Annotated in this window: 20 protein-coding genes; 5 read left to right on the forward strand and 15 right to left on the reverse strand. The window is 33.9% G+C overall.

Annotation, left to right across the window (positions count from 1 at the left end; translation table 11 throughout):
* Positions 1-196 precede the first annotated feature (196 nt).
* A complete protein-coding gene (locus HMPREF9402_RS09465) occupies positions 197-376 on the reverse strand; it encodes an SdpI family protein (RefSeq protein WP_009607254.1) in 180 nt (59 codons plus the stop codon).
* A gap of 233 nt (positions 377-609) precedes the next feature.
* On the opposite strand from HMPREF9402_RS09465, the gene HMPREF9402_RS09470 reads away from it, so the two are divergent.
* Positions 610-2,274, forward strand: a complete 1,665-nt coding sequence (locus tag HMPREF9402_RS09470) for a ribonuclease J (RefSeq protein ID WP_009607243.1) — start codon at positions 610-612, stop codon at positions 2,272-2,274.
* A gap of 426 nt (positions 2,275-2,700) precedes the next feature.
* On the opposite strand, the gene HMPREF9402_RS09475 is transcribed toward HMPREF9402_RS09470, so the two are convergent.
* The 5 genes from HMPREF9402_RS09475 to gap form a co-directional block, all read right to left on the reverse strand.
* Positions 2,701-5,499: a hypothetical protein gene (locus HMPREF9402_RS09475; RefSeq protein ID WP_006784485.1), complete on the reverse strand. Its 2,799-nt coding sequence runs from the start codon at positions 5,497-5,499 to the stop codon at positions 2,701-2,703.
* A gap of 260 nt (positions 5,500-5,759) precedes the next feature.
* The gene (tpiA, locus tag HMPREF9402_RS09480) at positions 5,760-6,506 is read right to left on the reverse strand and encodes a triose-phosphate isomerase (RefSeq protein ID WP_006784484.1); all 747 of its coding nucleotides are present in this window, start codon (positions 6,504-6,506) and stop codon (positions 5,760-5,762) included.
* Between the two features lie 83 nt (positions 6,507-6,589).
* Complete coding sequence (locus HMPREF9402_RS09485; protein ID WP_006784483.1) at positions 6,590-7,801, reverse strand: phosphoglycerate kinase; 1,212 nt, start codon at positions 7,799-7,801, stop codon at positions 6,590-6,592.
* Positions 7,802-7,891: 90 nt separating this feature from the next.
* Entirely contained in the window at positions 7,892-9,115 is a 1,224-nt protein-coding gene (locus HMPREF9402_RS09490) for a competence/damage-inducible protein A (RefSeq protein ID WP_009607244.1), read from the reverse strand.
* A gap of 111 nt (positions 9,116-9,226) precedes the next feature.
* On the reverse strand, positions 9,227-10,234 hold the full coding sequence (gene gap / locus HMPREF9402_RS09495; RefSeq protein ID WP_006784481.1) for a type I glyceraldehyde-3-phosphate dehydrogenase: 1,008 nt from the start codon (positions 10,232-10,234) through the stop codon (positions 9,227-9,229).
* A gap of 311 nt (positions 10,235-10,545) precedes the next feature.
* Here gap and clpP point away from each other — a divergent pair, with 311 nt between their 5' ends.
* Positions 10,546-11,145 (forward strand): ATP-dependent Clp endopeptidase proteolytic subunit ClpP, encoded by a 600-nt coding sequence (gene clpP, locus HMPREF9402_RS09500; protein WP_006784480.1) that lies wholly within the window; start codon positions 10,546-10,548, stop codon positions 11,143-11,145.
* A gap of 137 nt (positions 11,146-11,282) precedes the next feature.
* Here clpP and HMPREF9402_RS09505 read toward each other — a convergent pair whose 3' ends face one another.
* The 7 genes from HMPREF9402_RS09505 to HMPREF9402_RS09535 all read right to left on the reverse strand — a co-directional run bounded on the left by HMPREF9402_RS09505 (position 11,283) and on the right by HMPREF9402_RS09535 (position 20,499).
* Positions 11,283-12,074 carry a Cof-type HAD-IIB family hydrolase gene (locus HMPREF9402_RS09505; RefSeq protein ID WP_006784479.1) on the reverse strand — a complete coding sequence of 264 codons (792 nt, stop codon included), beginning with the start codon at positions 12,072-12,074 and terminating at the stop codon, positions 11,283-11,285.
* 332 nt (positions 12,075-12,406) lie between these two features.
* Positions 12,407-13,618: a D-alanine--D-alanine ligase family protein gene (locus tag HMPREF9402_RS09510; protein ID WP_009607241.1), complete on the reverse strand. Its 1,212-nt coding sequence runs from the start codon at positions 13,616-13,618 to the stop codon at positions 12,407-12,409.
* A gap of 121 nt (positions 13,619-13,739) precedes the next feature.
* Positions 13,740-14,342, reverse strand: a complete 603-nt coding sequence (locus HMPREF9402_RS09515) for an NUDIX hydrolase (protein ID WP_006784477.1) — start codon at positions 14,340-14,342, stop codon at positions 13,740-13,742.
* A gap of 531 nt (positions 14,343-14,873) precedes the next feature.
* Entirely contained in the window at positions 14,874-16,505 is a 1,632-nt protein-coding gene (locus HMPREF9402_RS09520) for a UDP-N-acetylmuramoyl-tripeptide--D-alanyl-D-alanine ligase (protein ID WP_006784476.1), read from the reverse strand.
* On the reverse strand, positions 16,505-17,266 hold the full coding sequence (locus tag HMPREF9402_RS09525; RefSeq protein ID WP_006784475.1) for an alpha/beta fold hydrolase: 762 nt from the start codon (positions 17,264-17,266) through the stop codon (positions 16,505-16,507). Before HMPREF9402_RS09525 ends, HMPREF9402_RS09520 begins: the two co-directional genes overlap by 1 nt.
* Before the next feature lie 165 nt (positions 17,267-17,431).
* Positions 17,432-18,067 (reverse strand): hypothetical protein, encoded by a 636-nt coding sequence (locus HMPREF9402_RS09530; protein WP_006784474.1) that lies wholly within the window; start codon positions 18,065-18,067, stop codon positions 17,432-17,434.
* Positions 18,068-18,123: 56 nt separating this feature from the next.
* A complete protein-coding gene (locus tag HMPREF9402_RS09535) occupies positions 18,124-20,499 on the reverse strand; it encodes a YfhO family protein (RefSeq protein WP_009607259.1) in 2,376 nt (791 codons plus the stop codon).
* Positions 20,500-20,638: 139 nt separating this feature from the next.
* On the opposite strand from HMPREF9402_RS09535, the gene HMPREF9402_RS09540 reads away from it, so the two are divergent.
* From HMPREF9402_RS09540 to rpoD, 3 genes are all read left to right on the forward strand, one after another.
* Complete coding sequence (locus tag HMPREF9402_RS09540) at positions 20,639-21,328, forward strand: hypothetical protein (RefSeq protein WP_006784472.1); 690 nt, start codon at positions 20,639-20,641, stop codon at positions 21,326-21,328.
* Between the two features lie 98 nt (positions 21,329-21,426).
* A complete protein-coding gene (locus tag HMPREF9402_RS09545; RefSeq protein ID WP_006784471.1) occupies positions 21,427-22,071 on the forward strand; it encodes a TetR/AcrR family transcriptional regulator in 645 nt (214 codons plus the stop codon).
* Positions 22,072-22,351: 280 nt separating this feature from the next.
* Positions 22,352-23,746 carry an RNA polymerase sigma factor RpoD gene (rpoD, locus tag HMPREF9402_RS09550; protein ID WP_006784470.1) on the forward strand — a complete coding sequence of 465 codons (1,395 nt, stop codon included), beginning with the start codon at positions 22,352-22,354 and terminating at the stop codon, positions 23,744-23,746.
* A 258-nt stretch (positions 23,747-24,004) separates the two neighbouring features.
* Here the strand turns inward: rpoD and HMPREF9402_RS14590 are convergent, their stop codons facing one another.
* Positions 24,005-24,169: a hypothetical protein gene (locus tag HMPREF9402_RS14590; protein ID WP_006784469.1), complete on the reverse strand. Its 165-nt coding sequence runs from the start codon at positions 24,167-24,169 to the stop codon at positions 24,005-24,007.
* Positions 24,170-24,258: 89 nt separating this feature from the next.
* Positions 24,259-24,945: a queuosine precursor transporter gene (locus HMPREF9402_RS09555; RefSeq protein WP_006784468.1), complete on the reverse strand. Its 687-nt coding sequence runs from the start codon at positions 24,943-24,945 to the stop codon at positions 24,259-24,261.
* Positions 24,946-25,285: the final 340 nt, after the last annotated feature.

Consider the following 25,285-nt stretch of genomic DNA (forward strand, 5'->3'; position numbering starts at 1 on the left):
AAGAGAGTTCATAACAAACTCTCTTTTTTTTAGTTTAATTAATATCATCTTTTAATTTTCTCTCAACAAAATAAATTGGAACTATTAATCCTATCAAATTAATGATGGCATTAATCAATGAAAAATTCTCTGCTGCAATCGGAATTAACAGCTTATCTAAAATAATGATAAATAACAATCCTAATCCTACCTTAAGTCATAATCCACAAAAATAACGCTGAGCAAATACCCAAACCTCCTTAGATGCCATAGAACGCTTAGTACGATACCCATAAACCGAATTAATAGTAGTTGGTGGATGCTTTTTAAAGAAATATCCTACAACAATCATCATCACTGGAATTAACAAATCAGTAACCCAAAAGAAAACTTCCATATCCTCGCTCCTTCTTTAGAATCTAATTACGTACACTCTATTACATAAGATTAACCTACATTTAACATAGTCCTAACTCTTTTAAAACAAGCTTAACACACAAATTGGAATCATAATAATGTCGGATTCACCTTCGCAGATTATACCATAATTTTCCTACAAAAACCTAATCGTATAGCTTTCTTTTTTAGATTCATACTAAGTTTAACTATGTAAAAAGAAGGTGACCAAACTTGGAGGAAAATATAAAATTAAAGGTTATTCCACTCGGTGGCTTAGGTGAAATCGGTAAAAACATGACTGCTATTGAATACGATGATGAAATTATTGTAATTGACTGTGGGATTGCCTTCCCCGATGAAGATATGTACGGAGTAGACTTAATCATTCCAGAAATTAATTATCTACTCGAAAACGAAGACAAAGTTAAAGGGCTCTTCATAACTCATGGTCATGAAGATCATATCGGAGCTATCCCATTCATTCTAAAACAACTTAACATGCCAATTTACGGGACGAAACTTACCTTAGGTTTGGTGGAAAATAAAATAAGAGAACATGGATTACTACAAACAACTAAACTTCACGTCGTCAATCCTCGTGATGTTATTGCATTTAATCATTTATCCATTGAATTTATTCGAACAACTCACAGTATAGCAGATGCCTGTTCCCTTGCAATCCATACCCCAGTAGGAATTCTGTTCCACACTGGAGACTTCAAAGTTGATCATACTCCAATTGACAATCAACCAATGGATTTAGAACGCATTTCAGAACTTGCACAAGCCGGAATTCTACTTTTAATGTCAGATAGCACAAACGTCGAACGCAAAGGATACACCATGTCTGAAAAGGCGATTGGTGATACCTTCATGAAACTATTTGATCGTGCAACAGGTCGCATTATTGTCGCTACTTTCGCTTCAAATATCCACCGCATGCAACAAATCATCGATGCATCCCGTGCATTTAATCGAAAAGTAGCCTTCAGCGGACGTAGTATGGAAAACATCTCTAAAGTAGCAATGGAATTAGGATATCTTCACATAGATGACGATATGTTGATTAATATTAATCAGATTAATACAGTACCAGAAAATGAATTGACCTTAATCGTAACTGGTAGTCAAGGAGAACCAATGGGAGCACTTGCCCGTATTGCCTTCTCTACACATCGTCAACTTAAATTACAACCTAATGACCTATTCATCATCTCGGCTTCACCAATTCCAGGTAACGATAAACTCGTTGGCCGTGTCATTAACCAACTCTATAAAAAAGGTGCGGAAGTCATCTATAAAGACTTAGAATCAGTCCATGTTTCAGGACATGCTTGCCAAGAAGAACTAAAACTTATCCTACGTCTTACCCATCCAAAATTCTTTATGCCGGTTCATGGTGAATATCGTCACCTTGTACACCATAAAAATTTAGCCGTCAGTGTTGGAATTCCAAAAGACCATATCAAAGTCTTAGAAACAGGACAAATTCTTGAATTAACAAATAACTCAGCAAAAATCAATGGCCGCGTACGTACAGGAGCCATTCTTGTCGATGGAATTGGTGTTGGAGATGTCGGAAACATCGTCTTAAGAGACCGCAAAATGCTTGCTGAAGGTGGAATGATTATCATCGTTGCCACTATTGATAAACAATCAAAAGAACTCATTAGTGAGCCATACATTCTAACTCGTGGCTTTGTTTATGTCAAAGAAGCAGAAGAACTAATGAACAATATCAAAGAAATCGCTAAAAATGAGCTTCAAATGCTACTCGAAAGCGATACAAACGAAATTATGGTCATGAAAACTCGCGTTAAAAAATCATTAGAACGTTATCTATACGAACAAACAAAAAGAAGACCTAGCATCTTCCCAATCATCATGGAAGTTTAAAAAAAGTATCTGCAATTTTTTGCAGATACTTTTTTCTTTTTATATAATTTTAAATCATTTTTAGAAGTTCTGTGGATAAATCAAAATTTTTATATTTATATCTATAATTTTAAATTATTTCCCAGGATATACTCTTTTTTTATATCATTAACACTTCTTTTCAGATTTAAAATAAGACTTTGTTTACATTTACGATTTGTTGTATTTAAATCATTGATATTGTTAAATAAATAGTAAATATGAAATACTGTGACGAACGAAATTTCGCTCGATCAATTTTGATAATATTTTTGAAATAATTATCTTTAATTATCAAAACTTGTCACTTTCTAAAATTAAGTCATATTGTATCAAAAACTATCGATTCCTCTGATGAGGCATTTCCCCTTTCCCGCCCAAAATAAAAATCTCTCAAAAGAGAGATTTTTAAAAATCCTTATTCACATTCACAAAAATTGCAACAACACTTAAAAAGGCTACTGTTCCAATCACAGTCCATTCAATCCATGACTTAGAGTACTCCAACTTTAAAGATTCTAAATCAACCTGAGCTCCATACGCCCCATTACTTACAATCCAAAACTGAAGATTATGTCGTCCTGGAATCTCATTCGTTTGATAAACGGTTTTTAAGGTATCATAAATATCATATGAAAACACGCCTGTCTTATTCGTTGGATATTGAAGATAATATCCTCGTTGATCACCTTCTACATAAACAAGTAATGACCAAAGTTCATCAACATCTTTAACATTAATTGTAAACTTTGGATTTTTCTCTAAATCTACTTCAAAGTAAGACGTCTGAATTCCGCCACTCCCCTCTTTATTTAAATTTTTAACTACTGCACTACCATCATAATAATTCACTTTTCCTAAAGCATTTAGTCTTGCCTGCCAATGTGTAATCTCTTGTGTTGTAAATGCCGTTTTCCAAGCTCGCTCTTTCATTGGCTGTAACCCTTGATTAAATAAACGAACCTTTTTCACATCTATCTCACCATTAGTCTCAAGCTCTAAAGACACTTCATGCTCACCTAATAAATGATAATTCTTAGGATTTAATTGATGTAAAGCATAATTCAAACTCATTTTAATTCTTCCCGCTTCAGTTGAATTCTCAAAAATATAGAACCGTTCTCCTGTCTCCTTCACCTTTAAGAATAAAGACCAAGGCTCTGTAAAATCAGCAATCTCCATCGCAATCATTGGGACCTGACTAAAATCAAGATTAAATGGCTGACTCTCAATTCCACCTCTGACACGAACCTCGCTATCACCATTAATAAACTCCACGCTACCATCATTAACTGGTGTCCAATTAATCAAATTATTTGGAAGTTCATTCAATAAGTAAGGATTCTCATCTTTTTGAATAAAAATGCGAGCATATGCATAATCCTTAAGTCCACTCGAAGTAATAATCTCAGCTTTCATCAAATGATATCCATTTGCCAACTTACTAACATCCACAACATAAGGTTTCGAGTAATTAACATTTTGAAAGATTGCATTCCCATCCATATAAATATTAATATTAGAAACTGCATCGTCCTCCATTGTTTTAATATCTAGATCAAGCGAATAATTATCAGAAATCGGTTCATATTGAGATAACCCTACAAAATTAACAGCTCCTAATACTTTAGCATTTACACTATTTTCAATCTTACGTTGTTCATCATACTTATTTTCACCTTCAGTTACAGGAACCTCAGCCAAAATTACTGCATCGGTCGCATTTATTGTAATACTAGTCTGATCACTAACATTTTTAGTTATAAACTCTTGCGTCATTACATTATATAAGTTGACCGTTCCCTCTGACTGAATCTTGTATTGTACCTCTTGCTTACTATCATAAGGATTAAACAACAAGTACATAGGCAGATTCTTCTCTTCATCCACGTAATAATCATTTGTATTAAGATCTACCTTCAAGATCCCCTCAACATTCGTTTGTTCAATCATTGCCGCCAACAATCCTAAATAAGCCCCACTTAAAATCGATTGTTTTTGATTTTCTGTCTCATTCATCCGTGAAACTCTATCAAATGGAATCACAGTATTATTAGGATAAAATAAATTCAAACTCTGTGTTAGATGTAAAATATAGCGTCCAACCTCAATTGCATAACGTTGATCATATTTTAGCATCGGAACTAACGCTGTTGCTGCAACAATACTAGCAAATGACTCTGGTGTTCCACCATATTCAGTTCTTGAACCAATTAATCCCGTTCCATATTCCCCATTAAACATCCCGTACTCATGACGATAATCACTTTCAGTAAAGAAAAACTCCATATATTTTGCCGTATCAAAATGACCATTTTCCATTGCATTCAAACGTGCCGATAAATAAGGTAAATATAAATAAACTACCTCATATCCCGGATTTCGCTGAAACTCTTCTAAATATTTCATACACTCGGTGGCTGCTTTCATATATTTACGATCTTCAAAACGCTCATACGCAAAATATTGAATCATCGCAACCCCAGCTGCTGCACCTGGTTCTGTCCATTCTCCATTATCATAAGGAACCTTCTGCTTAAAATCATATCCCGTATAAGCAAAATCAACCATTCCCTGACTTCCACCTAAATCCATCACCACATCGTACCAGTTATCTGCTATGCTTCTCAAAATCTGCTCCGAATCAAGTGTTGCCTCATATCGATCCATCAACATAAAATACAGCATTCCAGGATATACCTGTTCCCAAAATGATAGTTCAAGACTACTACCATTCTCATAATTTAAAAGAATCCCCTCACCATTCTCAACATTATAATAAGACTCCACTAACGGTACAAGTTTACTTAAAAACTCCTCACCAATTTCATCTCTACCAATCAAATTTGCAGACAATAAAGCTCCTATTGCCGTAATAGCCTGAGCCTGATTTATATCCTGTTCATCAGAGGTATAAGTCAAAAAACCTAATGACTCACGTCCTGTATTTCGATAACTACGATCAATATAACCATAGTGATACTCATCAAAATTGAATAGCATCCGATTAAAATCCATTGCAACAGCTCGCCAATCCCGATAAGCATAATTTTCAGGAATAAACGGAATGTCACTCGTAGATTGAATATTTTTATTAACACTTTTCACCTTCTGCTCACTAGCCGAAACATTCATATCTCCAATTACTAGAGTCAGAATCAAACTAATAAACACAATAATGACCATTAAAAATTCCTTCAACTTCATCCCAACCACCTCTACAAAAAATCAAAATCTTACACTTATTATTCACGATATCTTGCTTATTATGTAGAAATTAGGCGATTTGAATGATAGCTAAGATAATAAGAATTAGGTTCTAAAAATCTATAGAGAACCAGAAATATACTTTCTACAAATAAAAATTTCAAAAACAAGGTTATCCACAATTTAATCCATAAAAAAACAGCCATCTTCAAAAGAAAGATGACTGTTTTAAGCATGTGTGTGTGCTTGTTAAATTAATATTAGAATTCTAATAATCCTAAGAATGATTCAACATCTAATGAAGCTCCACCAACTAAAGCTCCATCGATTTCTGGTTGAGCCATTAAACCAGCAATTGTGCTAGGTTTAACTGATCCACCATATTGGATACGGATTGCATCTGCAGCTTCTTGTCCGTGTTCACGAGCAACAACTTTACGGATGTATCCGATAGTTTCATTAGCTTGCTCATCAGTAGCAGTTAATCCAGTTCCGATAGCCCAGATTGGTTCATAAGCGATAACTGTTTCTTTAACTTGCTCTAATGATAATCCTTCTAAAGCGCGAACGATTTGAGAATCTACAACTTGGTTAGTTGTTCCATTTTCACGTTGCTCTAAAGATTCCCCACAGCAAACGATTGGAACTAATCCATTAGCAAATGCTGCATGAGTTTTTTTGTTAACTGTTTCATCAGTTTCATTGAACATTTCACGACGTTCACTGTGACCTAAAATAACATAAGTTACTCCTAAGTCTTTTAACATACCTGGAGCGATTTCTCCAGTGAAAGCTCCATTAGCTTCAAAGTGCATGTTTTGAGCACCAATACGTAAGTTTTCTCCTTGATGTTCAACTAATGAACGTAAGTATAATGCTGGAGCACAGATAGCAGTTTCTACTTTATCTGAGCTTGGTACTTTATCCGCTACAGCTTTGATGAATTCTAATGCTTCATCATAGTTTTTGTTCATTTTCCAGTTTCCTGCGATGATTGGTTTTCTCACAACGTTCACCTCTATATAAATTTTAAGTTTAAATAGGAACTCACAAAAGGTGAATTCCTTATTTAAAGACTAGTTTTTAAAAATTATTTGCATCCGCATCCACAGCATTTGTTGCTTAATGATGCTACACCTGGTAATTCTTTACCTTCTAAATATTCTAAAGAAGCTCCTCCACCTGTTGAGATGTGAGAGAATTTATCAGCGTATCCTAATTGCATTGCAGCAGCAGCTGAATCTCCACCACCGATGATAGTGATAGCTCCTTCTAAGTTAGCGATAGCTTCACATACTCCGATAGTTCCTTTAGCGAAGTTAGACATTTCGAATACACCCATTGGTCCATTCCATACTACAGTTTTAGCATCTTTTAATACATTAGAGAATAACTCAACAGTAGCAGGTCCAACATCTAATCCCATTTCATCGTCAGCTAATTCATCAACTGAAACAACGCGGAATTCAGTATCGTTAGAGAATTCTTTAGCAGCAACTGTATCGATAGGTAAAACTAATTTGTCTCCACCTTTTTCTAATAAAGCTTTTGCTAATTCTAATTTATCTTCTTCACATAAAGATTTACCGATGTTTTTCCCTTGTGCTTTAAGGAATGTGAACATCATACCTCCACCAACTAATACTTTGTCAGCTTTGTCTAATAAGTTTTCGATAACACCGATTTTATCAGATACTTTTGCTCCACCTAAGATAGCAACCATTGGACGTTGTGGTGCATCAACTGCTCCACCGATAAATTCGATTTCTTTTTCTAATAAGAATCCAGCTACTGCTTCTAAATTAGCAGAGATTCCAACGTTTGATGCATGAGCACGGTGAGCTGTACCGAATGCATCGTTTACGAATACATCTCCTAAAGAAGCCCAGTATTTTCCTAATTCAGCATCGTTTTTAGATTCTTTTTTACCATCTAAATCTTCGAAACGAGTGTTTTCGAACATTAATACTTCACCGTCTTTTAATTCAGCGATGGCAGCTTCTAATTCAGCTCCACGAGTTTGTGGGATGAATTTAACGTCTTGTCCTAATAACTCAGCTAAACGCTCAGCAGCTGGACGTAATGATTTAGACGCTTTATCTTCTTCAGATTTGATTTTCCCTAAGTGAGAGAATAAAATAGCACGTCCACCATTTTCTAAGATGTATTTGATTGTAGGTAATGCAGCTACGATACGATTGTCGTTAGTAATTTTTCCATCTTTCATTGGTACGTTGAAATCAACACGTACAAGGACTTTCTTTCCATTTAACTCAACATCTTTAACAGTTTTTTTGTTCATGTGATGAGTCCTCCTTAAAAAATTTTTTCACAATATTATTTTAACGCTTTTTTACATATAATTCAAACATTACCGTCTGACATCATATTTTTAAAGCGCTTTTAAATGGTAGTGCAACAAATATAAAGATTCTGCGACAGTACGCTGTCTTATTTTTTCGCGATTACCATTAAAAATGTAAGATTTAATAATATTTTTGCCACATACATTAAGTCCGACATAAACTAATCCAACAGGCTTTAACTCTGAACCACCATCTGGTCCTGCAATTCCTGTTACACCTATCGTAACATCAGCACCTGTTAACTCTTTTAAATTATTCGCCATGTCATATGCAATTTCCTCTGAAACTGCTCCATGCTCCATTAAACGATCACGATCAATATGAAGTCGATTCATCTTTGATTCATAACTATACGTCACGATACCCTCTAAGAAAACAGAAGAAACACCCGCTACATTCACAATTTCAGAAGATAGCAATCCACCACTACAACTTTCAGCGGTTGCAATCGTCAACTGCTTTTCTTTTAACAAACGAACCACTTCCGTCGGGAGATCGGTATTCTGATCTCCAATATAGTAATCCGTCATAAGATTTTTAAACTCTTCATCAAACTCACGCAACTCTGTTTCATAACTTTCTGTGGTCGAAACAATATAATCCACATGATCAACCGCACAATAAGGAGCAATATTTAAATGAGAATATTTATCATATAAATATAAAATCATTTCCTCTGCATACGACTCACCAATACCACAAAGGCGATAACTGTTGCTAATTTTACGCTCTTTAATTTCTGCCAAGAAATATGGTGTCACACTTTCATAAAACATTGCCTGAAGCTCAGCTGGAGGTCCTGGCAATAAAAATACAGACTTATTATCTTTTTCTAAAAACAATCCTGGTGCCGTTCCATTATTATTCGTTAAAACAAGCCCTGTTTTAAATTTATAAGCCTGTCTAGCATTATTACTAGGAACCGCTCTATTCGTGCGTTTAAAGTACTCAACAATTCCTTGATAAATCTCTTCATCATACACAAGCGTTTCGTTAAAATACATCGCCACACCATCACGTGATAAATCATCAACTGTTGGTCCAAGACCACCAATTGTCAGCACAATATCCGCATAAGAATAAGCAACGTTAAGTCCTTCCACAATCTCTTCTAATACGTCAGGAACCACTTGTTGGTGAACGATTTTCCCACCTAATTGCTCAACCTCTTTTGCAATAAATGCGCTATTCGTATTAATTGTCTTTCCACAAAGCACTTCATTCCCAATCGCTAAAATCGCAACCTTCATATTTTCACCTCTCATTTTAAAATGACCATCTCTCCTATTTTTATGCACTAATGAAAAAAGCTATCTCCAAAGAGATAGCTTTTTTTACAAAAAAGTTCGCGTTAATTAAAATTATTTAATTAAAGAAGCGAAGTATCCTAAAGTACGGATTAATTGGTTAGTGTAAGACATTTCGTTGTCATACCAAGCAGCAACTTTAACTAATTGCTCTCCGTTAACTTCCATAACTTTTGTTTGAGTAGCATCGAATAATGATCCGTAAGAAATTCCGATTACGTCTGCAGAAACGATTTCATCTTCAGTGTATCCGAATGATTCGTTAGCAGCAGCTTTCATTGCTTCGTTGATTTCAGCAGCAGTTACTTTAGTGTTTAAAGTACATACTAACTCAGTTAATGAACCAGTGATTACTGGAACACGTTGAGCTCCACCGTCTAATTTTCCTTGTAATTCAGGAATTACTAAACCGATAGCTTTAGCAGCTCCAGTTGAGTTAGGAACGATTGATGCAGCAGCTGCACGTCCACGACGTAAGTCACCTTTTCCGTGAGGAGCATCTAATGTATTTTGGTCATTAGTGTAAGCATGGATTGTAGTCATGAATCCTTTTTGTACACCGTATTTATCGTTTAATACTTTAGCCATTGGAGCTAAACAGTTAGTTGTACAAGAAGCTCCTGAGATAACTGTTTCAGTTCCGTCTAAAATATCTTGGTTTACGTTGTAAACTACAGTTTTGATATCTCCTGTAGCTGGTGCAGAGATAACTACTTTTTTAGCTCCTGCTTGTAAGTGTAATCCAGCTTTTTCTTGAGAAGTGAAGAATCCAGTACATTCTAATACTACATCTACTCCTAATTCTCCCCAAGGTAAGTCTGCAGGGTTACGCTCAGCAGTAACTTTGATTTCTTTACCGTTAACTACGAAAGCTCCGTCTTTAACTTCGATTTCTCCGTTGAAACGACCTTGAGCTGAATCGTATTTGAATAAGTGAGCTAATGTTTTAGCATCAGTTAAGTCGTTGATTGCAACAACTTCAAATTCATTGTTTTCGATCATTAAACGTAAAGCTAAGCGTCCGATACGCCCGAATCCATTAATCGCTACTTTAACAGCCATGTGAAGATTCCTCCTAGAATATAATAAATATGTTATTTGTCACAACCCGTGTAACCGAGTACACATATATATTGTGAAAAATTACTACATTTTTATTCTAACAATTTGTACCATGATAATCAAGTTTTAAACTACTGTAAGCGTTTATAATTAGTTGACTAACAAAAATAAACATAAGAAATTTCCATAAAAATGAATATATTACCTTCAACTATATTAAAATAGAGTATACCGGACTCAACGCTATATTTTTTTGTTGAACTGTGGTAAAATGTGCTATATAAATTTTTTATAAAAAGAGGGGTGGCCTTATGAGTTATTTAGTACCAACAGTCATTGAACAAACAGCTCATGGTGAGCGTGCATACGATATTTATTCTCGCTTATTAAAAGATCGTATCATCATGTTAAGTGGGGAAATTAATGACCACACAGCTAACATTGTTGTTGCTCAACTTTTATTTTTAGCAGCAGAAGATCCAGACAAAGATATTAATATCTATATCAACAGTCCTGGTGGATCAGTAACAGCAGGTCTAGCTATTTTTGATACAATGAACTATATTAAATGTGATGTTTCAACTATCTGTGTTGGAATGGCCGCTTCAATGGGTGCCTTCTTATTAACAGCTGGTACTAAAGGAAAACGTTATGTTTTACCAAATAGTGAAGTCATGATTCACCAACCACTTGGTGGAGCACAAGGTCAAGCTACAGAAATTGCGATTGCTGCAAAACACATCTTAAAAACTCGTGATCGTTTAAATAAAATCTTAGCTGAACAAACAGGTCAACCATTAGAAAAAATCGAACAAGATACAGAACGTGATAACTTCATGTCTGCTGATGAAGCAGTAGCTTATGGACTTGTAGACCAAGTTGTAACTCGTCCAACTGACGTTACAAAATAATTTTTAAAGTGAGGAAAATAACCTCACTTTTTTTATTTATTATTTTCTGCTAATTACGACAAAAAATACGAATAAAACGGATTTTTCTCATCTTCTGATAAAAAAAAGATGTGATTATGTCACATCTTATCTAATATTTAGACCACAAATTTTTCAATTCCGAAAGCCACTCCATCATTATGAACTGTTTCTGTTACTTGGTGTGCATACTTCTTCACCTCATCAGATGCATTTCCCATAGCAATACCGCATCCAACTGTTGATAACATTTCAATATCATTCTTACCATCACCAAATGCATAACTATTTTCAATTGGAATATTTAAATGTTGTAATGCTTTAATAATTCCAGTTGCCTTCGTATTCTTTTTTGAATATAGCTCGCAAACACCAAAATCAATACTGCTCACATGATCATACTCATCATGTCCTGCTAATAATTCTAGGCAAGCTTGATAAATTTCGTCAGTCATACATAACATCTCAATCTTGTGAATATCAACTTCATCTAACGAATAATTACTTTCAAAAAGGTCATTTAAAATACCCACACGATCATAAAACTCATAAAACTCTTTATGAGTTTCTTTTAAATAGGATTGTTTTTCTCCCTCTAAAATATACTGTACATTCATTGCCTCAAGCTTCGACGTAAATTCTTTAACAAATTCTTTATCAAGAGGTTCACTATGTAACAACTCATCCTTAACCACAACATGAGCACCATTAGCTAAAATAAAACCATCAAAACCGAAATTTAAAATTGCCTGGCTTAAAAAAGCATAAGGTCTTCCCGTTGCAATAAAAACATAATGTCCATTTTCCTGTAAAGAACGAATCGCAGACTGAACATTCGGTCTAATTTCTTTAATTCCGTCCTTAGCTTCAATTAAAGTACCATCAATATCAAAAAATATCGCCTTTTTCACAGCTCTGTCCCCCTTTTTTGTAACTATTATCATTTTAACCTTTTAATTTTAAGTTAACAATGTTAGATTTTCAATAAAATAAATAACTTCTCATATATAACCATCAATATTTCTTCTATTTTTAGAGTTCAGTTGCTAAACCTTTTTGCTATTAGGACATCTTATAATTCAGAGCCTCCCCAACAAAGGTAGTATTAAATCATGACGTCCCTATGTTAGGTTTTCCATGTATGAAAAACTCATCAGAACTTATATATTTTTTACAAACCTATTCAACTATTTGATATATAAAAAGGAGCTCATCAAATGATAGCTCCTTTTTATATATTTAATTAGGCTTTTGTTCCTTTTGCCCCTTTTGTTCCAGATCCTTGTAATGCTAAAACGTTTGAGTCGAATGAGAATGTTAAGTTTTCACGTTCACGTTGACGTTTTAAAGCTAATTCAACAAGACTTGTCATTAAACCTGTAAAGTCACGGTCTGTTTTTTCCCATAAGTAGAATGATAATGATCCTGGGATTGTATTGATTTCATTTACATAAACATTATTGTTTTCAGCATTAATTAAGAAGTCAATACGAGCAACCCCTGCACTACCAAGTACACGGAATGTTTGTAATGCAAGATCTTGAACATATTTAGTTCCTTCATCTGTCAAACGAGCAGGAATAATACGGTTAGTACTTGCCATACCTTGTGATTTAGTTCCTCCGGTTTTAGCACCTTTAGAACCTCCACCACCTTCATATTTATCTTTATAACTTAAAAACTCATCAGATCCCATTACTTCTTCTAGTACAGAAGCTTTGGCACCAGAGAAATCTCCAATTACTGAGCAGTTAACTTCAACTAATTGAGTTACCATTTCTTCAACGATAAATTTATTATCGTAGCTAATTGCTTCTGTAATAGCTTCTTCTAATGATGCACGGTCTTTCGCTTTTGAAATCCCAACACTTGATCCAAGACTAACTGGTTTAACCATTAATGGATAAGATAATTTAGATTCAATCGCATCTAAACATGCCTCTGGATTCGCAAACCAATCAGAAGAATAATACCAAACATAATTTGTGATAGGTAATCCTGAATCACGTAAAATATTTTTCATGAACACTTTATCTTGTCCAACGGCCGCTGCAGCAACATCACATCCAGAGTAAGGAATTCCGTTTAATTCGAAGAATCCTTGTAGGGCACCGTCTTCACCATTTGTTCCGTGAATAACTGGAATTGCTACATCGATTGTATTTAAAATATTATTTCCAAATAATTTACTTGGATAACGTTCAACTTGGATTTTACCTTTGTTAGCTACAATCGTAATACGTTGACATTTTTTGAACAATTCGTCCATATTTTTATATTCTTTCACGTCGAATAACGCTTCACCTGTATACCATTCACGCTTTTTTGATAGGTAAACTGGTACTACATCGTATTTCTCTTTATCGATAGCATGCATTGCTTGATTAGCAGAAATAATTGAGATTTCGTGCTCTACCGATTCACCACCAAAGAACACACCAACTTTTAACTTCATGAGGAAGCCCCCTTTTAATTTAAGTTTAGTATCTATTGTAAAGTATACCGTAATTTACAGTAAAAACATACGTCTATTTTATCAATAAATGACTATCATTATAAATCTTTTTTTGTGTAAATTACTCAAAATATGTTTCTAATTGTTCAGCATAAACTTTATATGCCTTTTTAATTTCTTCAATTGAATTTTTTCTTGATAAGACCGGTAAATTATCTAATTCAAACCATGCTACTTCGGAAGTTTCATGATTACATTTTGCCTCACCTGAAACGACATTGCCCTGGAAATAAAGACAATAAACATCATAGATAGACTTTTGTGTATAATTTCTTCTATCGAATACAGCTAATAATTTAGGGCATTCAATAACGTATCCTGATTCCTCGAATGTTTCCTTAATTGCAGTTTGTTTGGGTGTACAATCAATATCACACCAACCACCCGGTAATGACCATTCACCACTATCCTTTTCCTTGACTAGCAACACTTTACCATCTTTTAAAACCATTGCTCTAACTGCAGGTTGCGGTGTTGGATAATGATAATCTTTATATAAGTCACATTCTGCCTTAGGTAATCCCGTATATGAATGTAACATTTCAAGACTTAACTCTTTTAATTCGTTGTAGTTATCAATTGCGTAGGGATCTGTTGAAAAGGATAAGCCAATTTGTGAAATAGATTGAACTTTTTTAATAAACTCTAATACTTTATCGCTCATCGTTGTTTTCTCCCTTTTTAACGTTATTTCTACTTAGCACATCATTTCTGAATCTTTGTTAGTAAATCTAGGTTCGGACAGCAATCTCTCTATAAAGTCTACTAATGCCTAGAAACTCAAAGGACAAGTCACTGTCATTCGAAACGACTTTTACAAGCAGTTCCTGCTCGATTCAGCCTTTTAGATGGTTCTAATTGCGATCTTGCGAAATTTAGACCATCTTATCCTGTGAATTTAATTATTCTTTTCGAACTCTATGAGAATTAGAATAATTTTTCTCAGGGTTATTCAATCCAGCTTCATCGAGCAATTCGTCTATGAAATTCAATAAAGTCTTCATGGTCATAAACCGACCATTACGCTTTCTTTTCATTTCTACGTCGAATTAACCGCTCGATTCAGCCTTTTATTCAATCTAGCTTCGAGGTGCAGAAGCTCTATAAAGTTCCACTCCCATATTAACTCAAAGAGCGAGTTAATAGTGAGTGTTCACTTTTACGATCTTCTAAACGCACCTCTCAGCCTTTTATATTACTCTGCAAATAGTTCCGGTAGGTCATTTTCTAGTAATACGAAGGCACCTGGTTCCACGACTTCGTGCATTTTGGCAAAGGCATCTTGTAGGTTTTCTGCTACGTAGATTGTTTCTGTTGGGTATTCAACTTCCATTAATCCAGCATAGATTGGTTCTGTTTGTTTTTTTCCAACTAGAATGACATAATCACAGTTATCTTTCATGTATGTCCCAAATGCTTTGTTTAAATCATATTGAGCTGTACCTAAATCGACCATACCTGGTGTGATAACGATTCGTTTCCCATTCATTTGTCCTAATACTTCAAGTGCCATTTTAGATCCTACTGGATTTGAGTTGAAAGCATCATCGATAATTGTAAAGTTACCGTTACGACGTAGCTCTAAACGGTGAGTGACAGGTTTCATTTTACGAACTGCCATTTGCATTTTCTCAACTGGAATTCCTAACTCATACCCTAACCCAATACTTGCTAACGTATTATAAATATTATGCAATCCTAAAAGTTTTGTTTGGAATGTTTCAACACGTCCATCTTTAAAGTGAACATTGAATGTTGTTCCTTTTTCGCTGACTTCAATATCACTTGCACGATAATCTGCTTCACGTTCAATCCCATACGTATAAACTTTACACTTACCTTGGAATTTATTTTCATAGTAATCACGAATATTTTCATCATCAATATTAATAAATCCAATTCCGTCTTCAGGCAAATACTCAATCAACTCAAACTTTGTTTGTTTAACATTATCAATTGTTTTAAATGTTTCTAAATGTTGCGGTCCAACCGATGTTAAAACACCGTACTTAGGATAAGCAATTTCACATAACTCATTAATTTCACCAACTTTATAAGCTCCCATCTCAGCAATAAACTTACTATGAATTGGCTTCAAGAAGTTACGAATCGTAATCGTAATCCCCATCGGGGTATTATAGCTTTCAGGCGTCATTAATGTGTTAAACTGCTCTGATAAAATCGCATTCAATGCATGCTTCGTACTCGTTTTACCATAACTTCCGGTTACTCCGATTACATCTAAATCTTTCGAAGACTTCACAATGCGACGTGCATCATTAATAAATCCTAAACGAATCTGCGTCTCTAATGGCTTATTTAACTTATTTGCAAACAACACAATCATATACGCAAATAAATTGAATGTTAATACCCATCCAGGCAACTGAAGTAACAGGTTAAGTGGGACAAAGGCCATTGCAACACCAGAGATTGCTAGCATTACTAAGACTGCCGTTCCAATTAAGCGCCAAACACGTGCCGTAATTTTTAACGGTAACTTTGATTCTTTTGACTTAAAACTTGTTAAATTAGATAAAAATGCCCCAATAGCCGTAATTATTAAAAGTGGAATTGTAATCGTCATAAACGATAAAGGCATCAATAAACTTAAAACAATAACTACCCAATAGGCAATAACAAATACAGATAAAACAGTCGGGAACGAATTCAATCGATGCCCTGCTATCCAATTCGTAAAACGATCATTCATATAATGACACTGTTGTAACATTTGTAAGGCGTGTTTCATTCGCCCCCATAAAGTAAAACATAAAATGATAGAAAGTACCGCTAAAAGCCCCATGATTATATAAGGTAATGCCATTACTTCTCACCTCTTTCTTCTTGTAAGAACACGTCAATCACGCGTAAAAATTGACCTAAACAGTCTAGATATGAATAATGACCAGCGCCCTCAAACACAACCAGTCCCGCTCCAGGAATTTTTTTCTCCATAATTTTAGCATCGCTCAAAGGCGTCGCATCATCTTTATCTCCCCATACTAATAAAGTTGGCACTTTAATAGAAGGCATTAAATGCTGTAAATCTTCATTCACAACCTTACTCATAATCTGACGCATCACAGGTGATGCGTTTTTATAATCCGATGAACCGGCATTCGCCATCATCTGTTCTTTATAAGCACTTAAACCTGGTAAACTTAAAACCTTTTTACCTAATTTATAGCTATAAACACGAGCATAATAATCAATACCACGTTTTGGTTTAATTCCAGCACTATCAATTAACACTAATTTATTTAACTCATTTTGGCGCCCAGCATAAATAATTCCAACACGCCCACCAAATGAATGGCCAAAAATAGTTGGATTTTTAATATCTAACTGCTTTACAAACTTCTCAACCATGTCAGCATAATCATAAACTGACCAAATCGTTTTCGGTTCTTCACTTCGACCGAAACCAGGAAAGTCTAACGTATAAACTTTAAATTCTTTTTTTAATGGTTCGATAATCGGTCGAAATGCTTCAACCTTCTGCCCCCATCCATGCAATAAAAGAAGAGGATGCCCTTCCCCTTCAACTTCATAATAAACATTTAAATCATCTATCTTAATGAACATCGTCCATCATCTCCTAAACTATAGTCTTTACTATTATATGACAATCGTCCATAAAATTTAAGGGTCTAACATAAAAAAACTAACTTTTACAATTAATGCCTAAAAACTCTTTTCAATATTGGCAAATAATCAATAAAAATGAGATGAAATCCTAAAAATCTCATCTCATTTTTCATCTTCTGCTTCTTTTATCGCATCTAATATAGAAGTCAGAAAAATACTTTGCTCAACAGGTACTACATTCGTGTCGTAAATTGTAATTTCATATGTTGTTTTAAATAGTGAGAATTTTTTCTTTATTTTATACAATTCATTCCCACTTTTGTCTTCGATAATATATTCAGGAAAGATTCTAAACATCTTTTGTTTTGAAATAGCTATTTCTTTTCGATTTTCATCATAAAAATGAAATGTTTTTCCCCATCTAAAGAAATCCTCAATTACTTCTTCACCAATAAATCCAACTGTCTCATTACTACTATTATAAACCTGTGCTAATCGATTTAAACGAATGTTCCAACGTTTAATTTGTTGTTCTGAGCCATAAACGTCTCCATTTAAATCAGATAAAACAAGTCGTTCACCAAATAAATTAAAATAAAGTCCCTCAACCTTTCCTACTTTGTTCCCATCCACATAAACCTTATACGATTTATTCAGTGAAAACCAACTCTGCTTCACTTCAATCATATGTGATTGTTCCAAAGTAGTGAGTAAATCTTCTGCATGAACTTCTAAAATACCACCAATAAAAACGAGGCATGCTAACATAAACGCACTTAACACCCTTAACCTTCTCATCTCATCACCTACCTTGTCTTAGTATATGACTTATTGCTACAAAAAATTGCCTCAAATTATTTCGAGGCAATTTTCTTTTTATCTTCGTAATACTTATAGAAGCACCCTAAAATAATCAGTGCTGTAATACTAGAAATTGAGAATCCGATATCAAAACCAGGCGATTTATATTCAAGTGTAATTTCATATTGACCTGCACTCGGAATTTCAATTCCAATAAATCCGCCATTTACATTATGTACTTCTAATAATTCCCCATCTCCATAAGCTTTCCATCCTTCGTCATAAGGAATCGAATAAGAAAGCAGTGTTGGACTTAATGCCACATAATCATGAGAAATTCCATTTTGGGTATAGGTTACATTCTTAACGCCTTTATTTTGTCTGGTCTGAGCCGCTTGATAATATTGAATCTCACCTAGATAGCTTGGAAGAGTACTCAAATCATAAGCCTCAAGACGATATGTTAAAGCCAAATGTTCTACCTGTTCCTTATTTAAAATCATACAATTCAAGAAAACATATTGTTTTTGTTCACGACTTAACTTTTCAAAATCTGTATCCAATACATAGGTATTCATACTTGAGGCTACTGGGACAAAATAATTATTCTTGTATATCGTAATCCCTTCAATACGATCATAATACTCATACCCTGGCAAAGAGGCTTCGTAATCTGGCGTAAAATAATACTTCGCTGATAACGCAGTCGTAATCATATAATCCGTAGCTGAAATAGATAAGCCATTTGTTACATTTTCATTTAACATCCAAGAAAACTCATCGTCTCCCAAAAGCGCCTTATTTCCAATCGAGAAGCCATTATAACCTCGATAAATCGGTTCATTATACTGCGTCTCATAACTATTAATAATGCGATAAAACTCCGGATCAATGGTCTGAATATAGTCTGCTACCGCATAAGTTTCATTCACAATATAATCATTATCCTGTACATACTCCACAACGGCATTCGATTTCTGACTATTCGTTTCAAAATACATATATGCCGTAAATAGACACTCAAGCATCAAAATAACAAAGATAACCTTCCCTCTTAACTGATGCTCTTCCTTTACAATCTCATCTAAAATAAAACAATACAAAGAAATCAATAAATTCATTAATAAAAAAATCATTAAGTACGGCGTAATAGCGATTAATTGAGAGAAAACAGCCTCAGTTGTAAAATTCGTGAATCCTTGATTATTGAAACTATACTCATAAACAAAAATAAACACTAATACCAGTAATAATAGAAATTTATATCCATATTTCGTTTTCTTTAATAACTTTAAATCCAATTTATGCGTATCATTTAATACATAAGCCACTAATAATGAGTTAAATAAAATTAACAGTATCGATAATACATTCATATTTAAAGTTGCCAGTGACGTTACATTAACAAGTTGCATCGACTGCGTCAAAAATACAATCAAAAGTAACCCTATGTAACTTAAAATCGTGAGCCTGCGAGCTCCCTTACTAATCAATTTCACAAACTGTGGGGCTAGTAAAACAACTAGAACAGACTGATATAACGATAAATAATGAGAATGATTAATAAAATTAGCCACCCCCTTATAATTTTCATGAAGAGGTGGGAATAATCCTTGAACCGCTAAAGCTAATACAGATGATAACGTCACTCCATTTTGCAATTCAATTTGAACCGTATTTGAAGCCATCACCAGCGGTAAAATAAAGACCATATTGACTCCGATAATAATAAAGATAGACAAAATAAAATTTTTGATATCTTTATACAAATTATCTTTCTGTGAATGATGCATGACATAAATTCGAATTAAGATATAAATGAATAAGAACGGTAAGAACAATAATAAAAATGTAAAATGAGAGATTAATAACAATGTAAATGTAGCAACAAAGTACCGCTTCTTACCCGACGCGAGCATTTTCTCAGCGCCATATAAAACTAGTGGAACAAAAACAAGCAAGTCAATCGTAATAAACTCATTTAAATTAGTTAAATACCAGCCATTAAAAATAAAGAGCAAACTAGCAATGGTCGTCGTATGAAGTGAAAACCACTTCGTTTCCTTCATATACAAATATAAAGCCCCCGCTGCTAAGCACGTCTTTAAAAATAGCAATGGAAAATATAAAAACGACAAATTACTAGTTGAAAACAACATCGTAATCAAAAAGAATGGGTTATATATCGAATAAACATTCTGAGCTCCTAAAAAATTTCCACCAAGGAAAAAGTTCCAGGACCACATCGGCATCTGTCCCTGAAGTAATAAATCATGTGAATTCGTATAAATCGTCAAATAATTTTCAACAAACTGCCCTGATATAGCATAAATAAAATTACCTGAAAAAATGAAACCAAAGAAAATAATTACAAAGATAATACAAATATAAGTAAAAGTTTTTCTCAACACTTCTGATTTTGTTAACATATCATCCCACCCAAGCTCAATTGAATACATTCATTTTACCACAAAAACATCCGACGTTTACCAAAAAATAACTATAAAATTAAGACACATTACGAGTCATCGTATAAGCACTATGATATACTTAAAAAAGGTGATATAAATGGAAAGATACAATATAATAACGGAAAAATTTCCTCGTGAAATAGTCCTTTTAAAAAGTCGACCTTGTGCCTATGGAAAATGTGCATTTTGTGACTATATCGGAGATAATTCTACAAACGTCGAAGAAATGAACACGCTAAACAAGGAAGTTCTCTCAAACGTTAAAGGTCTATATGATACATTTGAGGTCATTAATTCAGGTAACATATTCGACCTTCCAAAAGAAACATTAAATATGATTAAACAAACAATCGATGAACACGAATTCAAAAAACTTTTTGCAGAAGCACATTGGATTTACCGAGAGCATCTTCATAAAATGCGTCAACGATTTGAAATTGATATGATGTTCAAAACAGGAGTTGAATCTTTTGACTACGATTTCAGGGAAAAAGTCTTAAAAAAAGGAGCACCTTTTAAAAGTGTTGATGAACTTAAGCAATACTTTGATTCGGCATGCATCATGGTTGGTGTGCAAGGACAAACAAAGGACATGATAAAAAGAGATATCGATATTGTCTTAAATCAATTCGATCATGCAACGGTTAACGTCTACTGTGAAAACACAACTATCATCAAACCAGACCCAAAATTAAAAGAATGGTTCCTTGATGAATATAAATGGTTAGACGATGTAAAACACTTGGAAGTTCTTTGGAATAATACTGACTTTGGAGTCGGAGACTAAGACAGCGTTACGCTGTCTTTTGTAATTTATTTTAGGTATTGATATCTTTTAACAAAAAAAGTATACTAATAGTATACTAAATAGAAAGGTTGTATAAAATGGGCGGACCAAATAAAAAAGAAGCCATAGCGGCCCTTCATCGTCAAACAATATTAGATGCTGCAGAACAAGTCTTTTATGAAAAAGGATTCTATGCAACGACGATTGAAGACTTATCAAAAGCTTCATCTTATAGTCGTCGAACAATTTACACCTATTTCGAAAACAAAGAAGATATTTTATACAACATCGTTTTAAAGGGATTAACCTCACTTAATCAGGATTTAACTGACGTCTTGAATATTGAAGGAGATTTTTTAACAAAGTACTACGCGATTTGTAAAGCAATGACCACTTATTATCAAACATACCCTTATTCATTCGATTCCGTTAATACAATGAAAAACTCAGATATCAACCTAAGTGAAATTCCCCCTACTTTAATGCAAATCTTTGCAAGCGGAACTGAAACGAATCAACTTCTTGAGAACTTCTTAAAACAAGGACAGGAAGACGGAATCATTCAAAAAAATGTAAATCCACAACAAGCTGTTTATATTCTATGGGCTAATCTTTCATCTCTAATCACACTTACTCATAACAAAGGTGAATTTATCTCCTCAGAATTAAACATAACAGTTGAACAATTTTTACAAAATGGATTCACACAAATCATCAATTCTATTTTAGAGGTACGCCTCTAAATGTTTCAGTGACCTAAAAACGGACTTTATTTAGTTTTGAAAGATAGAAATTTAACAAAAAAATACTTATTTCTTTTTATACAAACTAAAAAACATCCATAATTAAGCTATGTAATCATTCGGATTTAAAAAAACAAAAATAAAAGCACAATGAATCAAATGATACGCACCCATTTGAGCGATACTAAGGATGACTACTTAGAAAAACTCTATCTGTCATTCCATATCATAAAAAACAACTAGATCTACTAGCAGTTAGGTAAGTAAAAGGAGTGGTTTTATGTCAATGCCGGTATTTGACGAGAAAAAAATTCTTGAAATTAACGATAAGTTAATTAAATTAGGTAAAAAACGTGGTTATTTAACGTACGATGAAATTAATAATAGTTTTGCGGAAGTACAATTAGATCCTGAAATGATTAGTTCATTTTTAGATTTATACGAATCTGAACAAATTGATATCGTAAAAGCCAAAAAAGTGGTTGAGACTCCTAAAGTCAAAAAAGAAGTTAAAGAAACACCAAAAGTGCAAAACACTGAAGAGGAACAAACAACAACTGAAGAAGCTGATTTTGAAGAAAATGAGGAAGAGGAAAATATTCCAGCAGACTTTAAAATTGAAGAAGAAGATGAAGAACCATTTGACGCATTCGAGATTACTTCACAATTAAAACTTAGCGATCCAGTTCACATGTATTTAAAAGAAATCGGACGCGTTGAGTTATTATCAAGCCAAGAAGAAATCAAATTTGCTAAAAAAATCGAACGCGGAGATATTTTAGAAGAAATATTAAAATACCGTCGTCAAAATGAAGCATTACCTCAAGAATTAATAGATCGTATCGATTTACTTATTCAAGATGCCGGTGAAGCTCATGATGGAAATGAATTATTAGTTGGAATTACTGAATTAACAGAGGAAGAAGCTGATCGTGTTCTTCACGAAGCCGAATACGCTAAAAAACGTCTGGTTGAATCGAATTTACGATTAGTTGTAAGTATTGCTCGCCGTCATATCGGACGCGGAATGTTATTCCTTGATTTAATTCAAGAAGGAAATATGGGATTAATCAAAGCAGTAGAAAAATTTGACTACCGTAAAGGATTCAAATTCTCAACATACGCCACATGGTGGATTCGCCAAGCCATTACACGTGCCATTGCGGACCAAGCACGTACCATCCGTATTCCAGTTCACATGATTGAAACAATCAACAAACTAGTACGTATTCAACGTCAATTAGTCCAAGAATTAGGTCGTGAGCCATTACCAGAAGAAATTGCTGAAAAAATGGAAATTACACCCGAAAAAGCACGTGAAATTTTAAAAATCTCTCAAGAACCAATTTCATTAGAATCACCAGTTGGTGATGAAGCTGATTCAAGTTTAGGAGATTTCATTCCAGATGCTGATGCTTTATCACCATCAGACTTCACATCAAATGAAATGCTTAAAAAAGAATTAGCCGAAGTTTTAGAAACATTAACAGACCGTGAAGAACGAGTTCTTCGTTTACGTTTCGGTCTTGAAGATGGACATACACGTACACTTGAAGAAGTAGGAAAAGAATTCGGTGTAACTCGTGAACGTATTCGCCAAATTGAAGCGAAAGCCTTACGTAAATTACGCCACCCTTCAAGAAGCCGTCGTTTAAAAGACTTCATGGAAGAATAAAAAGCAGAGCTTAGCTCTGCTTTTTATTTTACCCTCTTATACTCTGCCCCGTTTTCTAAACGACTTAAATAGCCATGATTATATAAATGTCGACCAATTGTTTCGAATATAATCTCACACATTCTGCTTATCACTTAACTTAACTAGATAACTCTCATTCAAGCGCTCATCATTCAACAAACTATCCTCTAAATGCTCTGAACGACAATAACGTCCTTCCTCAAAAATCCTTATTCTTATATTTCGACTTAATTCCCGCTACAAGTCTAGACTTCGCATCCTCATCCACTTCATCAACTCATCAAGATAAACAGCATGCTTCTTGTCGCACGAAACAAGATTACTTAAAAATCTCCCGTAACTTTCATTATCGCCGAACCACTCTAACTTAACTTCATTATCTTTTACAAACTTTAACTCCATAATCTCTCCCCCTTTATTTACATCATTATAGAAAAAAGGTCAGAATAATCTGACCTTCTAAAAATATTATATTATCACATATATAATTGTTATAAATCTAACGGTTTTACCTTTTTCAATAAATAAACAAATGGAGTATCGCAAATACTTAAGATAGCTTTAACAAAATATGTAACAAAGAAAATTGATATAGCCGCATCTAATTCCCATAATCCAAACATATACACAATCGCTGTGAAAATGAAAGTATCTATTAACTGACTTAATAAAGTACTTCCATTATTACGTAACCATAACCACTTATCATGAGGAAACTTTTCCTTAATAAAGTGGAAAATATAAACATCAATGCTTTGAGAAACTAAGAACGAACATAGTCCTGCAATCGTGAATACTGGTAACGCTAAACCAAATAAACCTTCCATATACGGTTGTGCCCAGTCAGATGCTTCTGGTTTAAACCATAATGAAAATTGAGTCACAATTAAAAATGATAACTGCGTAAAGAATCCCATAAATACGGCTGACTTTGCAGCTTTTACTCCATACTTTTCACTTAATAGATCTGTTGATAAGAAAATACCACTAAACATTGTATTTCCTAAGGTTGTTACAATACCGAAAATAGTCGTTGTCTTTGCTACTTGAATATTAGCCGCAATAACGCTCATTACAATATAAGCATATAGCCCCTTGCGTCCAAATAACTTGTAGCTTAACACAACTAAACCAAAGTTTGTACACACAAATAATAGTGCAATTAATTCATTTGTCATACTAGTCACCCTTACCTTTAAACTTTATAACAATAAAAAAAACTCCTAATAAAAAACAGGAGCAGATAAGATCATGATTAAACAAACGCATAGCAAAATAAGCCTAACGTTCGCTAAACTAGACCTCCTATTTTTGATAACGCTGGATTCTGCCAACAGCATGAGGATTTTATAATGTTACAGTTTCATATTATAACATAGAAAAAGATTAAAAAAAACTCTCTCTTCCCCTAAATTAGGATACTAAAAGGCATTATTACATATTTTAATGTTTATAGAAACGTTCTCGTATAGATTTATACTATCATTATATTTTATAATATAAATAAATAAACTTAAT

Origin of the sequence: Turicibacter sp. HGF1, from assembly GCF_000191865.1 — a bacterium.
Taxonomy (GTDB): Bacteria; Bacillota_I; Bacilli_A; order MOL361; family Turicibacteraceae; genus Turicibacter; species Turicibacter sanguinis.